The organism is Sphingomonas sp. Sphisp66, from assembly GCF_047324325.1.
Lineage (GTDB): Bacteria > Pseudomonadota > Alphaproteobacteria > Sphingomonadales > Sphingomonadaceae > Sphingomonas.
In genome coordinates, this window is sequence record NZ_CP168508.1 from 2,695,157 (window position 1) to 2,708,890 (window position 13,734).

The following is a 13,734-nucleotide window of genomic DNA, read 5'->3' on the forward strand; positions in this document are numbered from 1 at the left end:
CCCGGTGTTATGCGCCCCGGCTATTCCCTTGAGGCGCTCCGAAATCATAATACTTAAATCAATTTGTCAATTGTATCCGGTTGCACTGGCCCCGTTATCCCGACCAGCTGTTGCACGTTTGCGCCCTTATGAGCCGCGCTTGCGCTTCCTGGGCGGCGGCACGTCCTTCGGCGGAACGGCGGGCTTGTCCCAGAGTGGCGCCGCCATCCGGGCGAAAGCCTCGGCCGGGGCCTTGGCCACGTCGCGGTCATAGGTGAGCAGGCCGTTGATCTCGCCTTCCACATCGGTGGTCTGGGTGTAGACCGAGGCGCTCAGGCCATTCTCCTTCGCCTGGCGCACCACTTCCTCGAACTTGCGGCGATAGCGGGCGAGATAGTCGCTGGAGTCGGTGGTGACCTGGTAGCTCCAGCGCTTGTCGTTGCGCCACAGATGCCCCTCGATCGGCCAGCCCACCCCGCCATATTCGCCGAGCACGATGGCGCGGTCGCTGTGGCGGGCCGGGGTGTGCGGCACGTCCTCATAGGTGTGGATGTCGAACACGTCGGAATCGCGGCCCGCGACGTCGAGCCAGCCGCTGTCCGAATTGACCAGCCGGCTCGGGTCCATGCCGCGCACGAATTTGGTGAGCGTGGCGGAGTCATATTGCCCCCACCCCTCGTTGTTCACCACCCACAAAACTATCGACGGAAATGCCCGCAAATCGCCGATCATGCTCGACAGTTCGAATTGCTGCTGCGCCATCACCTCCGACGACAGCACCGCCTGGCTCTGGCTGGTGCCGGCGAGGAACTGGTCTTCGCCACCGCCCGAGGGCATGTCCTGCCAGATCAGCATGCCCATGCGATCGGCGTCGTAATAATAGCGGTCCGGCTCGACCTTGATGTGCTTGCGGACCATGTTGAAGCCCGCCTTCTTGAGGAACTCCAGGTCATAGCGCATCGCGGTTTCGGAAGGCGGGGTCAGCAGCCCGTCCGGCCACCAGCCCTGATCGAGCACGCCATTGTGGAAATAGGGCTTGTTGTTGAGCAGCAGCGCCGGCTGGCCATGCACCTTGCCCGGCCCGACCGAGACCTTGCGCATCGCGAAATAGGCCTTGGCGGTGTCGCGCGCGGCGCCCTCCACTTGCGCCGCGGCATAGGCCGCGCCCTCGCCGACCGTGAAACGTGAGTCATAGGCGGCGCGGTCGCGCTCCTTCTTGTCGACCCAGGGATCGCGCACCGTGACCAGCTCAGCGACGAGGTCGTAAAGGAACGGGTCCTCGGGCGACCAGAGATGCGCGTCGGGGATCGCGATGCTGACATGGCGATTGGCGCGGATGATCGTCGAGCCGATCGTCCTGCCCTGCGAGCGCACGCTCAGGCGCACCGCATCGGTGTCGCTCGCCCAGGCGGAGAGCGCGACATCGACCTCCACCGTGCCCCGGTCGATGTCCGGCGTCGCGCGCACATCGGCGATGTGGAGCGCCGGCACCGGCTCGAGCCACACCGTCTGCCAGATGCCGCTGACCGGCGTGTACCAGATGCCGTCCGGGTTCAGCAGTTGCTTGCCGCGCGGCTGGCTACCGGCGCTGGTCGGATCCGCCACCTGCACCACCAGCTCGTTGGCGCCGGGCTTGAGGTAGGGGGTGACGTCGAAGCCGAAGCGGCTCGATCCGCCCTTGTGCGCCCCGACGACCGCGCCGTTCACCCAGACATGCGCCTCGAAATCGACCGCGCCGAAGTTCAGCATAACATTCTGCCCGGCCCAGTCGGCGGGCACGGTGAAGCTGCGGCGATACCAGATCCGATCCTCCGGCTGCACCTTGCGCGCCACGCCCGACAGGCGGGATTCGACCGCGAAGGGCACAAGGATCTTGCCGTCCATCTGCGTCGGCTGCGGCATCGGCGCCGCCGCCCTGGTGATGGCATAGTCCCATTGGCCGTTGAGGTTCAGCCATTTCGCGCGCTCGAGCTGCGGGCGCGGATAGCTGCGCCAGGCGTTGTCGGGCGTCACCTCGCGGCCCCAGCGGGTGATCATGTCGCCGCCGGTATAGGTGGCGTCCGCGCGGGTAGCCGGCGCCTGCTGGGCCAGCGCCTCGGTCGCTGCACCGGAGAGCAGCAGGGCGAGCATCAGGGTTCGCATAGTCAAGTTCCTCAGTGCCGGCTCAGCGAGGGCGGCGCATCGGCCGGGCTGCTGCCCCAGGCCGGATTGGGCTTCGCGCCCATGGTCAGTTCCAGCACGGCGCCGTTCGCGATGTCGGCGTGACGGAACCACGGCCGGGTCCATTTCTTGCCGTTCAGCGTGGCGGACTGGATGTAGAGGTTCGCCGCCGAGTTGTTCTTCGCGACGATCTCGAACGTCTTGCCATTGCCCATCTTGAGCGCGGCGCGATCGAAGAGCGGGCTGCCCAGCACATAGACGTCGCTCGCCGGATCGACCGTGTAGAAGCCCATCGCGCTCAGCACGTACCAGGACGAAGTCGCACCCTGATCGTCCATGCCGGGATAGCCATAGCCGGCGGCATCGCTGCCATAGAGATCGCGCAGAATCCGGCGCGACAGTTCCTGCGTCTTCCAGGGCTGGCCGCTCCAGGCGTAGAGATAGGGTGCCTGCTGGTCGGGCTGGTTGCCCTGCACATACTGGCCGATCACGCCGGTGCAGTCGCGGCAGATGCCGGTGGGATTGTAGGGCTTGGTGAAGAATTCATCGAGCTTGGCGTTGAACGCCGCCCGGCCGCCCAGCGCAGTGATCAGCCCCTGCACGTCCTGCGGCACCAGCCACAAGGTCGACCAGCCCGAGGCTTCCTTCATCATGTGGTTGTAGTAGGGCTCGGCCGGATCGAAGGGGGTGAACCACTTGCCGTCTTCGGTCCGCCCCCGGACGAAGCCGATCGAGCGGTCGAACACGTTGCGCCAGTTGCCCGCGCGCTTGCGGAACAGCGCGGCGTCCTGCGGCTTGCCCAGCCGATCGGCCATATCGGCGAGCGCGGCATCGTCCCAGGCATATTCGAGCGTCTTGGCTGCACCCGCCTTGCCACCGGCATGGGGCGGGCTCGGGTTGCGATCCGGCACTACATCCGAGATCCAGCCGCGCGCCATATATTCGTCGAGGAAATGGCGCGGCCCCTTGGGGTCCAGCGCGTTCTTGCGGAGGAATTCGTAGGCCGACGCATAGTCGAACTCGATGCCGCGCCGCATTGCGCCCAGATAGAGGAACACCGCATTGTCGCCGTGGAACGAGGTGTTCATGAACCCGCGCTCACGGGCCATATCCAGCTCGGACTGCATCACGTCGCGGGTCAGCTCGGGCTCGAGCAGTTCGAGCAGCACGATCTGGTTGCGGCCGGTATCCCAGAAAGGCACCGGGCCATAGCGGTCATAGCTGGCGACCTGGGTCTTGCCGTTGGTATCGGTGAAATGCTCGCCCTTGCGCGCCACCAGCCGCGGGCTGGCAAAGGACTGGAACAATGTCGAATAGAACAGCATGCGCTGCTTCTCGGTGCCGCCGCTCACCTGGACGCGGTCGAGCAGCTTCGCCCATTCGGCACGCGCGGCACCGCGGATACGGTCGAAATTCCAGCCCGGGCTCTCCTCGCGCAGCCGCTTCGTGGCCGCTTCGTAGCTCGGACCATAGGCGATGCGGACCAGCACCTGCTCGCCGTCACGCGTCGTGAAATCGGCATAGCTGCCGGCGAACGCGCCTTCGATCTGCCGAGTATCCGGCTGCACGTCCTTGTCGCCGATGCCATAGCCGCGGGCGTTGCCGGGCGCCTTGCGGAAGGTGCCGAAGCGCTTGAACGGCTTGGAGAACTCCGCGACGAAATAGCTTCCGTCGCGCGCATCATTGTCGCGGTGCGCGCCGATGATGCCGCGCACCGTCCGGTCGCCGACCACTTCGACCTGGCCGCCCCGTCCCTGCAGGTTCAGGATGACATGCGCGCGCTCGGTCGCCGGGAAGGTGAAGCGCATCATCGATGTCGCCTGGGTCGCGGTCAGCTCCACCCTGGTCTTGAAGCTGTCGAGGAACACCGAATAATAGCCCGGCGCCGCGACCTCGTGTGCCTTGTCGTAATATGCCTCGGTATAGACCGGCGGCACCGTCCAGTCGCCGACGATCGGCATCAGCATCGGCGTGGCGCGCGCGCCATAGGTGGGACCGCCACCGCCCGTGAAGCCGATCATCGTGGGATTGGTGTAGTAATAGGGGGTGGCGACGCCCCAGGGATAGCTGAGCTCGACGTTCGAATTGACCGGCGCAGCCTCGACAGCGCTGTGCGGCAAGCGGGCGCCGGGCGAAGTCAGGCCCGAATAGAGCGGCTCGCCCGCAGGCGGCGCGTTGCCGATGAACTCAGGCTTGTCGAGCGGTGCCGTGCCGACCAGCGGATTGGCGATATCGACGGGCGCGCGCGCCTCGTCCCCGCTAGCGGCAGTCTGCGCGATGCCCGATGCGATGCCCAGCAAGGACGTAGCGCCGGCCAGCGCAACGAAGCGCGCGACGCGACTGCACGCAACAATGCCGATCGCGCGGCGACACGCGCGATCCTTGGGCCGCAGGTTGGAAAACCCCATTCACCCTCTCCAAGCAAGCGGTCCGCGCCGCTCATTTTCCCGTGCCGCCTTATCCGGCGGTCATGAGTCGTGATGTTGATTAAATAAATCATTTTGTCAAATGAACTCACACATTCGGGAGCGTCTGAAAGGCGCAGAATCGTCCACCCGAACCGATTCCCCTGATAAATCAGATTGATGCTGGATCTTGCTGCAACTCGCGGATTCTTCTGGCTTTGACCAGCTGCCCGTCAAATCAGAAGGGCATTGGAGCGTTCGTCGGACGCGCGGATTCGCAGCCGCCGATCTGGCGCACCAAAACAAACGTGCCGGCCCGCTATGAAAGCGAACCGGCACGGAAAGCCATCAGATCGGCAGGTCTCTCTCTCTCTGCCGCCTTGTCACGCCTAAAGGAGCAGCGTCATCCGCTCGCGAGCTGCTTGACCGCGTGATCGGCCGCTCGGGCTGTCAGGGCCATGAAGGTGAGTGACGGGTTCACGCAGGATACGGATGCCATCTGTGCGCCGTCGGTTACGTAGAGATTTGTGGCGTCGTGCGCCTGGCTCCACTTGTTCAGCACCGAGGAGCGCGGATCGGCGCCCATGCGCGCGCCGCCCATCTCGTGGATGGCGTCGCCGGGAACATGCTCGTCCTCATAGCTCTTGACGTTGGTGAGGCCTGCCGCCTTGAGCATCGCCTCGCCCTGCGACCGCGCGTCCGCCATCATCCGCAGCTCGTTCTCGCGGAAGCGTACGTCGAAGCGCATCAGCGGCACCCCGAAGCGATCGACCTTGTCGGCATGCAGCGACACCCGATTGTCCTCATAGGGCAGGCATTCGCCGAACGCGCCCATGCCGAACTTCCAGCCGCTGTACTTGCGCATGCCATGCTTCATCGACGCGCCGAAGCCCACCGGCGGCGCCGGCTCGCGGCGGGCGCTGCCCTGATAGCCATAGCCGCGCTTGAAGCCGACGCCCTCGTCGCCGCCATTGTTGCGGAAGCGCGGGATGTAGACGCCGCCAGGGCGACGGCCATATTCGATATATTCGTCCATCCCCGGGATGTCGCCGTCGATCGACACCCGGAAGATGTGGTCCATCACATATTTGCCGAGCGTCCCGCTGCTGTCGAAATGGCTGCGACCGCTGCCTGCCGGCCGCGAGTTGAGCAGGATCTGGTTCGACGCCATCGCCGAGGCACAGAGGAACACCAGCCCGGCATTGACCACTTCCGCCTGCCCGGTCTTCGCATCGATGAACCGCACCCCGGTGACGCGCTTCTTCGCCGCGTCATATTCGAGGTTGGTCACCACCGCGTCGGCGCGCAGCGTCAGCCGTCCGGTCGCCCGCGCGGCCGGCAGAGTCACCGCCTGGGTCGAGAAATAGGCGCCGAACGAGCAGCCATTGCCGCACTGGTTGCGGAACTGGCACTTGGTGCGGTTCTGATCGGGCTTGTCCTCGGTCATGTTGGACAGGCGCGTGTTGATCAGCTTCCGGCCGGGGAACTCGCTCTCGAGCCGCTGCTTGAGCCACTTCTCGGCGATGTTCATCGGCATCGGCGGCTGGAATTCGCTGTCCGGCAGATAGGGCAGGTTCTCGCGCGAGCCCGACACGCCGATATATTTCTCGACATAGCTGTACCAGGGCGCGAGGTCGTCATAGCGGATCGGCCAGTCGCCATCGATCCCGTCGCGTTTGTTCGCCTCGAAATCGGCCGGGCTCCAGCGGAAGCTCCACCGCCCCCAGATCAGCGACTTGCCGCCGACCGCGCCGGGCCGGATCCAGTAGAATTTGCTGCCTTCGTCAAAGGCATAGGGGTTGAGCCGGTCGTCATTGTAGAAGGCCCGGTTGCTCGGCTGCACATAGCCGTGCTTGGCGATGAAATAGTCGCTGTCGCGCAGGCCAGGCGGCATCATGTTGCGCGCCGGGATCTCGTAGGCGGGCTTGCCGTCATAGGTATAGCCCTCGCCATGCTCGACCATCACGCCGCGGTCGAGCATGAGGACGCGCAGGCCCTTCTCGGTGAGCTCCTTGGCGGCGAACCCGCCGCTTACGCCGGAGCCGATGACGATCGCATCGAACCTGTTGGTCGAAGCCATATTCTTCCCTCCCGAAACCTGATCAGAAACGCAGCGCGCGCAGCGTCTGGAAGCTGGTGGTGATGTCGGGCAGATAAGGCGCAGGCGCCTGGTCGTTCTCGACATAGAAATGGCGGACGCCCGCACTGCCCTTGCGCTTGAAGAGCCCCGCGAAATCGATCGTCCCCTGCCCCACCGCGGTCATGCTGCGATCGGCGCGCATGTCCTTGACGTGATAGGCATAGAGCCGCTTCGACAGGCGATCGATCAGCGCGCCGGGATCCTCGCCGGCATGCGCCGCCCAGTAGAGGTCGAGCTCGACCTTCACGAGCGCGGGATCGGTTTCCTTAAGGAACCGCTCGTACAGGCTGACGCCGCCCGGCTTCGTCGTGAACTCGAAATCATGGTTGTGATAGGCGAAGCCCAGCCCGGCCTTTTTCAGGTCCCTGGCGAAGCGGTTGAAGTTGGGCAGCGCCGCACTCCAGCCCTGCTCGGTGCGATGCTGGTCGGTCATGTAGGGCAGCACCACCGTATCGGCGCCCAGCGTCTTCGCCATCGTCACCGACTTGTCGAACTGGCCGAGCAGCGCGTCATAGCCGATGTGCAGCGACGGCGATTTGAGACCGAGCCGGTCCATCGTCTTGCGCAGCAGCGCAGGGTCCATGGCGTCATAGCCGCCCCCGCCGAACTCGACCTCGCGATAGCCGATCCGCGCGATCTGCTCGAGCGTGCCGACCGGGTCCTTCTGGAAGATGTCGCGGACCGTGTAGAGCTGGATGCCGATCGCCCCGAGCTGCGCGGCGAAGACCGGCGTGATCGTCAGGTCGGCAAGGGAAAGCGCGGCGACGCCGCCCGCGCCCGCGAGCAGGTTTCTACGGCTGATCATCATGCGGAATACACCTTGTTGACCTGGGAATAGAGGAACTCGCCGTTGTACTCGCCCGGCACCGGCAGATATTCGCGCTCCTGCGTGATGCCGATCTCGGACGTGTAATAGCCGGCGAGGACGAGCTGGCGGAATGCCTCGAAGAACACGCTGCCCGAGGGCAGTTGGCCGTTCATCGCGAGGGTGAGCAGCGCATCCTGCTGCTCCGGGGTCGCCTGTGCGGCGGACACCTTGTAATCCTGCTGGCTGCGCGTCTCGATCGCGTCGAGCCCGGCGAGGATCGGCACCCGGTCCGTCGGCCGCGCCCAGTCGGCCAGCATCTTCTCGATGAATGCCGGCACGCCCGCGGCGATCGCGCCCGGCGTGTCGGTGGTCGGCAGGACGCGCTCGCTGAGCGCGGTCATCAGCGCGCGCTGGGCCGGGTTGAACACCGCCACGCTTGGCGGCCCCTCGCTGATCACCGGGATGCCCGATGCCTTGCCCGCCTGGGCGGCACGGGCGAGCGGCGCGAATGCCGCCGCGCCGAACATGCCGACGACGCCGGCAAGCGCAGTTCTGCGATCGATCACTTCGCACCTCCCGGAAGGTCCTGCGCGATCGCCGCCTCGGGCAGCGGGCGCACCCAGATGTTGCGGAACGAGACCGGCGAGCCATGGTCCTGCAGCTGCAGCGGCGCCGCATCGCCATGCGCCTGGTAGCTGGCGACCTTGCGCCAGATCGTGGTGCCGAGCAGCGCCTGGTGGTTCTGCACCAGCACGCCGTTCAGGAAGGCCGTGACATAGGCGGGGCGCAGCAGCTTGCCGTCCGCCGCGAAGCGCGGCCGCTCGAACACGATGTCGTAGCTCTGCCATTCGCCGGGCTTGCGCGCGGCGTTCACCAGCGGCGGCTTCCAGCCATAGACCGCGCCGACCGTGCCGTCGGCATAGGTCGGGTTCTGATAGCCGTCGAGGACCTGCACCTCGTAGCGCTGCATGAACCAGACGCCGCTGTTGCCGCGATCCTGCGAGGTGCCCTTGGGCGGATTGGGCGAGCGGAACTCGAGATGGAGCTGGACATCGCCGAAGCTCTGCTTCGAGACGAGATTGCTCTCCTTGGCCCCCTGCGCGCGCGCCGGCACCGTCATCACGCCGCCCGCGACCTGCCAGGGCGCGGTCTCGGCCTGCCACGCGTCGGGCGCTAGCACCATCGCGTCGGAAGGCGCGCCGCCGGGGGCAGCGGCCGGCGTGGCAACCGTCGGCGCCGGCCGGTCGGCGTCATGGACCAGCCATTTGCCGCCGGGCAGCTGCGGCGTGTCCTTGAAGCCCGGCTTCTCCTGCGCGTCCTGTGCGCAGGCCAGCGCCCCCGTAATCGCGATCAGGCCGGCGGCAGCATAGCCCGCCATGCGCATGCGCGTCATAGTCCCTCTCCTTGTGAATCGATCTTGCGATAGGCGGCGATCAGGCGATCCTCGCCGGCGCGGCCCTTCACCGAATTGCCATGCTCCATGCCGATCACGCCGTCATAGCGCCGCGCGCGGAGCCAGCGGACGATCGCGGCATAGTTTACCTCGCCGGTGCCAGGCTCGTTGCGGCCCGGATTGTCGCCGAACTGGATATAGCCGACCTCGCTCCAGCACATCTCCAGCGCCGGTATCAGGTTCCCGGACTGGATCTGCTCGTGATAGAGGTCCGCCAGGATCTTCACCGCCGGGCTGTTCACCCCGCGCGCCACGGCGAAGCCCTGCGCGATCGTCTGCATGTACACGCCCGGATGGTTGGTCCGCGTGTTGAGCGGCTCCATCACCATCGCGATCCCGTGCGGCGCCACGATGTCGCCCGCCTTGCGCATCACGTCGATCACCCGCGCGGTCTGGATGTCGAGCGGCACCTTCTGGTCGAGGAAGCCGGTCACCACCGTCATCCGCGTGGCATTGAGCCGCTTGGCGACGTCGATCGAGGTGCGGATATCGGCGAGGAACGCCTCGCGATCGGCGTCGTCATTGGCACCGAGGAGCGGCCGCGACTGCGCCCATTTCGGCATGCTGGCGACGAACACGCCCATCTTCATGCCACGCTGGGCGAAGGCCTTGGCCATCTTCTCCTGCTCGGCCACCGGGCGGCTGCGCGCCTCATTGTCCTCCCAGGCGGTGAAGCCCTGGTCGGCGGCATAGGCGATCTGCTCGAACAGGCCGCCGCGGCTGGCGAAGCTGCCCTCGTGCGGCGCATAGCCAAGCGAGAAGCGCGCGGCGTTCGAGCCTTGCTTGCTCGAGCTCCCGGTCATCGCCATCGCCGAGGAGGCAGCACCCGCCGCGCCCGCGGCCAGCACCGTCCTGCGCGTGACCGCGCCGGTCACTTGCCGCTTCCCGCCTTGAGATAGGCGATGATCGCGGCGCGCTTGGCCGGATCGGGCATGCCGATCGGCATCCGCGATCCGGGGACCTTCTTCCCCGGCGCGGCGAGATACTCGCTGAGCGTCGCCTCGTCCCAGCGCAGCTTCGAAGCCTTCATCGCCGGCGAATAGTTGAAGCCCGGCGTCGTGCCCGCCGTCCGCCCGACCACGCCGTAGAGATTGGGCCCGACGCCGTTCTTGCCGCCCTTGTCGACGGTATGGCAGGCGCGACAGGCGTTGAACGCCGGCGGCGGCGCGGGGGCCGCGGTTTGCGCGACGGTGGGTACGCTCGCGAGTATCTGCGCCGCCGCGGCGACACTCAACGCGCCCAGGCACACGAGAAGCTTCATTCTTTCTCTCCCGGATCAATCATTGTCCATTTCGCATCCGACGCCGCATTGGCGACGACGGCCTCGATGAAACGCATGGTTCGAAGTCCATCCGCGACGCCGGGGAACCAGCGGTCGCCACCGCCGCGAATCGCCGCGGCAAAGGCACGATAGAGGTTGGCGAAGGCCTCGATATAGCCCTCGGGATGGCCCGATGGGGTGCGCTGCAGCCTTGCCGTGCTGTCCTGAAGCCCCGGCCCGCCGGCGCGCACGATCTCGGCCGGCCGGTCGAGCCAGCGCAGGATGAGCGTGTTGGGCTCCATCTGCGCCCATTCGAGGCCACCGCGCTCGCCATGGATGCGCAGCTTGAGCCCATTCTCCTCACCGGCCGCGACCTGGCTCGCCTTGAGCACGCCGCGCGCACCACCGGTGAAGCGTAGCAACGCGCTGACATCGTCGTCGAGCCGGCGGCCCGGCACATGGGTGGTCAGTTCGGCGGACACCGAGTCCACCCGCAGCCCGGAGACATGCTCGGCGAGCTGGAAGGCGTGCGTGCCGATATCGCCGAGGCACCCGCCGATCCCGGCACGCGCCGGATCGGTGCGCCATTCGGCCTGCTTGTTGCCGCCCTTGTCGATAGGCAGGCTGAGCCAGCCCTGGAGATATTCGACCTGAACCAGCCGGATCGCGCCCAGGTCCCCGCGCTCCACCCGCGCCCGCGCCTCCTCGACCAGCGGATAGCCGCTATAGGTGAAGGCCAGCGCGAAATGCTTGCCGCTCACCCGCGCCGCTTCGGCGATCGCCTCGGCCTCGGCGACGCTCATCGCCATCGGCTTCTCGCAGAAGACGTGGAAACCGGCATTCAGCGCCGCGATCGCCATCGGGGCGTGGAGATGATTGGGCGTCACGATCGCCAGCGCATCGATGCGCTCGCTTTCGGGCAGGTCCCGCTCGCCGGCGATCATCGCGTCGAGCGAGGGATAGACACGCTGCGTGTCGAGCCCGAGCGCCTCGCCGGTCCGCTGGTTGCGGCCCGCATCGGTGCTGAACGCCCCGGCGGCCAGCCACCAGTCGCCGTCCAGCGCCGCGGCCATGCGGTGGACGGCGCCGATAAAGGCACCCTCCCCACCGCCAACCATGCCGAGCCGAAGCGCGTGTCGAACCATGGTACGCCTATTCCCTAAACCGACGAGTTCGAGTTCAGTCCTGCTGCGGCGAAAGCCCCAGTAGTGTGCGGATCGCTGCCCGGTCGACGCCGCTCGCAGCGAAGTCGTCGAAGGGGCGTTCTGTCACGCGGATGATGTGATCGTGGATGAACGGGGCGCCTTCGCGGGCACCGTCCTCGGACCGCTTGAGCGCGCACTCCCATTCGAGCACCGCCCAGCCGCCATAGCCATATTGCGCCATCTTGCTGAAGATGCCGACGAAATCGACCTGGCCGTCGCCCAGCGAGCGGAAGCGGCCGGCACGGTTCACCCAGCTCTCATAGCCGCCATAGACGCCCGTCCGCCCGGTCGGGTTGAACTCGGCATCCTTGACGTGGAAGCACGAAATCCGGTCGTGATAGCGGTCGATGAAGTCGAGATAGTCGAGCTGCTGCAGCACATAGTGCGACGGGTCGAACAGGATGCGCGCACGCGGATGGTTGCCGACGGCTTCCAGGAACCGTTCCCAGGTCGCGCCGTCATGGATGTCTTCGCCCGGATGGATCTCATAGGCGCAGTCAACGCCTGCCTCCTCGAACACGTCGAGGATCGGGATCCAGCGGCGCGCCAGCTCGGCAAAGGCTTCCTCGACCAGCCCCGCCGGCCGCTGTGGCCAGGGATAGACATAGGGCCAGGCGAGCGCGCCCGAGAAGGTCGCATGGGCGTTCAGCCCGAGATTGGCGCTCGCCTTGGCCGCGAGCTTGACCTGCTCCACCGCCCAGGCCTGGCGCTCGGCCGGCTTGCCGTGCAGCTCGGCCGGGGCGAAGCCGTCGAACAGCTGGTCATAGGCCGGATGCACCGCGACGAGCTGGCCTTGCAGATGGGTCGAGAGCTCGGTCGGCTCGACGCCGAACTTGGCGAGCCTGCCGCGCAGGTCGTCGCAATAGGCCTTGCTCTCGGCTGCGAGCTTCAGGTCGATCAGCCGCGGATCGCAGGGGATCTGCACGCCGACATAGCCGAGCTCGCCCGCCCATTTCCCCAGCCCGTCGAGCGTGTCGAACGGCGCGGTGTCGCCCAGGAACTGGGCGAGGAAGATCGCGGGTCCCTTCATCGCCTTCATGCCGCGGCCTCCGTCCGGCTGTCGTCGCGGAAGAGAAGCTGGAACAGGATCGCGATGACCGCGGCCGCGATCGCCGGGTACCACCACATCTGGTGCCAGTCGGCGATGGTCGAGGCCTGGGGCAGCTGCGCGTAGAGCAGCCCGCCGATCTGCGAGCCGAGCAGCATGCCGACGCCATAGGTGAACAGGGTCAGCATGCCCTGCGCCTGGGCGTTGACGCCCTTGGGCGAGGCGATGGTGCCGGTATAGATCGCGCCGGCGACGAAGAAGAAGTCGTAGCACACGCCGTGCAGCGCCACGCCGAGATAGATCGCCCAGAGCGAACTCCCGCCGTCGCCGATCGCGAACAGCGCATAGCGCAGCGCCCAGGCGATCATGCCGACGAGCAGCAGCGGCTTCACCCCGAAGCGGCGGTACAGCCAGGGCATGGAGAACATGAACAGCAGCTCGGACATCTGCCCGATCGCCATGGTGCCGCTGACATTCTCGATGCCCGCCACGCCGAGATAGGCCGAGGCATAGGCATAGTACATCGCCAGCGGGACCGAGATCAGCGTCGCGGCCAGGATGAAGATCAGATAGGAGCGCTGCCGCATCAGGCCGAACGCCTCGACGCACAGCACCTGGCGGACCAGGCTCTCGTCGCGTGGCGCGTCCGGCGCGACATTGGGCAAAGTCAGGCTGTAGAGGCCGAGCGCGATCGAGACGACCGCCGCGACGCGGAATATCTCCGGGCTCGCCGACAGGCCGACCCATCCAATGATCAGGCCCGCGACGATCCAGCCAAGCGTACCGAAGGCGCGGACGAAAGGGAATCGGTCGGTGCGCTCGCCGAAGCTCTTCAGCGCGATCGTGTTCGCCAGGCCTACGGTCGGCATGTAGAGGATCATGTAGCCGAGCAGCACCCAGACGAAGGTGGTGCCGTTCTCCGGCGTCACCAGCGCAGGCATGACCAGCAGGATCGCGCCGCCGACCAGGTGCAGGATCACCATCAGCGCCTTGGGGCTCAGATAGCGGGTCGCCGCCATACCGAGCAGGAAGGATCCCGCGATCGAGGCGATCGGGCCGACCGAGAATGCGTTTGCGATCAGGCTGCCGATGCCGACGGTCTGCATGACCAGGCCGAGCGTGACGTTCCACGCCCCCCAGACGAAGAACTGCATGAACATGAGCGCGCTGAGGCGCCCCATGAGCATTCCCGATACCGGACGCTGCGATGCCGCGAGCGCATCCTTGCCCAAAGTGGCCATGAAGCCCCTCTCCCTTTTCCGCTGCAGTTTTCCT

Annotated in this window: 11 protein-coding genes; all 11 read right to left on the reverse strand. The window is 66.5% G+C overall.

The window, feature by feature from the left end; translation table 11 throughout:
- Positions 1-126 precede the first annotated feature (126 nt).
- Positions 127-2,121, reverse strand: coding sequence for a glycoside hydrolase family 2 protein (locus ACEN8G_RS12610; RefSeq protein WP_413414419.1), 1,995 nt, complete (start codon positions 2,119-2,121; stop codon positions 127-129).
- Positions 2,122-2,132: 11 nt separating this feature from the next.
- Positions 2,133-4,547: a GH92 family glycosyl hydrolase gene (locus ACEN8G_RS12615; protein WP_413414420.1), complete on the reverse strand. Its 2,415-nt coding sequence runs from the start codon at positions 4,545-4,547 to the stop codon at positions 2,133-2,135.
- Positions 4,548-4,947: 400 nt separating this feature from the next.
- The gene (locus ACEN8G_RS12620; RefSeq protein WP_413414421.1) at positions 4,948-6,624 is read right to left on the reverse strand and encodes a GMC family oxidoreductase; all 1,677 of its coding nucleotides are present in this window, start codon (positions 6,622-6,624) and stop codon (positions 4,948-4,950) included.
- A 22-nt stretch (positions 6,625-6,646) separates the two neighbouring features.
- Positions 6,647-7,492: a sugar phosphate isomerase/epimerase family protein gene (locus ACEN8G_RS12625; protein ID WP_413740578.1), complete on the reverse strand. Its 846-nt coding sequence runs from the start codon at positions 7,490-7,492 to the stop codon at positions 6,647-6,649.
- Entirely contained in the window at positions 7,489-8,058 is a 570-nt protein-coding gene (locus tag ACEN8G_RS12630) for a gluconate 2-dehydrogenase subunit 3 family protein (protein WP_413414423.1), read from the reverse strand. Before ACEN8G_RS12630 ends, ACEN8G_RS12625 begins: the two co-directional genes overlap by 4 nt.
- Positions 8,055-8,885, reverse strand: coding sequence for a DUF1080 domain-containing protein (locus ACEN8G_RS12635; RefSeq protein ID WP_413414424.1), 831 nt, complete (start codon positions 8,883-8,885; stop codon positions 8,055-8,057). The genes ACEN8G_RS12630 and ACEN8G_RS12635 overlap by 4 nt, the downstream gene beginning before the upstream one ends.
- Positions 8,882-9,820, reverse strand: coding sequence for a hydroxypyruvate isomerase family protein (locus ACEN8G_RS12640; RefSeq protein ID WP_413414425.1), 939 nt, complete (start codon positions 9,818-9,820; stop codon positions 8,882-8,884). Before ACEN8G_RS12640 ends, ACEN8G_RS12635 begins: the two co-directional genes overlap by 4 nt.
- Positions 9,817-10,206, reverse strand: coding sequence for a c-type cytochrome (locus tag ACEN8G_RS12645; protein ID WP_413414426.1), 390 nt, complete (start codon positions 10,204-10,206; stop codon positions 9,817-9,819). The genes ACEN8G_RS12640 and ACEN8G_RS12645 overlap by 4 nt, the downstream gene beginning before the upstream one ends.
- On the reverse strand, positions 10,203-11,351 hold the full coding sequence (locus ACEN8G_RS12650) for a Gfo/Idh/MocA family protein (RefSeq protein ID WP_413414427.1): 1,149 nt from the start codon (positions 11,349-11,351) through the stop codon (positions 10,203-10,205). Before ACEN8G_RS12650 ends, ACEN8G_RS12645 begins: the two co-directional genes overlap by 4 nt.
- Positions 11,352-11,385: 34 nt before the next feature.
- Positions 11,386-12,450 carry a sugar phosphate isomerase/epimerase family protein gene (locus tag ACEN8G_RS12655; RefSeq protein ID WP_413414428.1) on the reverse strand — a complete coding sequence of 355 codons (1,065 nt, stop codon included), beginning with the start codon at positions 12,448-12,450 and terminating at the stop codon, positions 11,386-11,388.
- Positions 12,447-13,700 carry an MFS transporter gene (locus ACEN8G_RS12660; protein ID WP_413414429.1) on the reverse strand — a complete coding sequence of 418 codons (1,254 nt, stop codon included), beginning with the start codon at positions 13,698-13,700 and terminating at the stop codon, positions 12,447-12,449. The genes ACEN8G_RS12655 and ACEN8G_RS12660 overlap by 4 nt, the downstream gene beginning before the upstream one ends.
- Between the last annotated feature and the right edge of the window lie 34 nt (positions 13,701-13,734).

Excerpts from the sequence above, each read along its gene's own strand:
- ACEN8G_RS12660 (WP_413414429.1), bottom strand. The coding sequence starts at position 13,700 with ATGGCCACTTTGGGCAAGGATGCGCTCGCGGCATCGCAGCGTCCGGTA.
- ACEN8G_RS12625 (WP_413740578.1), bottom strand. The coding sequence starts at position 7,492 with ATGATGATCAGCCGTAGAAACCTGCTCGCGGGCGCGGGCGGCGTCGCC.
- ACEN8G_RS12645 (WP_413414426.1), bottom strand. The coding sequence starts at position 10,206 with ATGAAGCTTCTCGTGTGCCTGGGCGCGTTGAGTGTCGCCGCGGCGGCG.
- ACEN8G_RS12650 (WP_413414427.1), bottom strand. The coding sequence starts at position 11,351 with ATGGTTCGACACGCGCTTCGGCTCGGCATGGTTGGCGGTGGGGAGGGT.
- ACEN8G_RS12655 (WP_413414428.1), bottom strand. The coding sequence starts at position 12,450 with ATGAAGGCGATGAAGGGACCCGCGATCTTCCTCGCCCAGTTCCTGGGC.
- ACEN8G_RS12620 (WP_413414421.1), bottom strand. The coding sequence starts at position 6,624 with ATGGCTTCGACCAACAGGTTCGATGCGATCGTCATCGGCTCCGGCGTA.
- ACEN8G_RS12615 (WP_413414420.1), bottom strand. The coding sequence starts at position 4,547 with ATGGGGTTTTCCAACCTGCGGCCCAAGGATCGCGCGTGTCGCCGCGCG.
- ACEN8G_RS12635 (WP_413414424.1), bottom strand. The coding sequence starts at position 8,885 with ATGACGCGCATGCGCATGGCGGGCTATGCTGCCGCCGGCCTGATCGCG.
- ACEN8G_RS12610 (WP_413414419.1), bottom strand. The coding sequence starts at position 2,121 with ATGCGAACCCTGATGCTCGCCCTGCTGCTCTCCGGTGCAGCGACCGAG.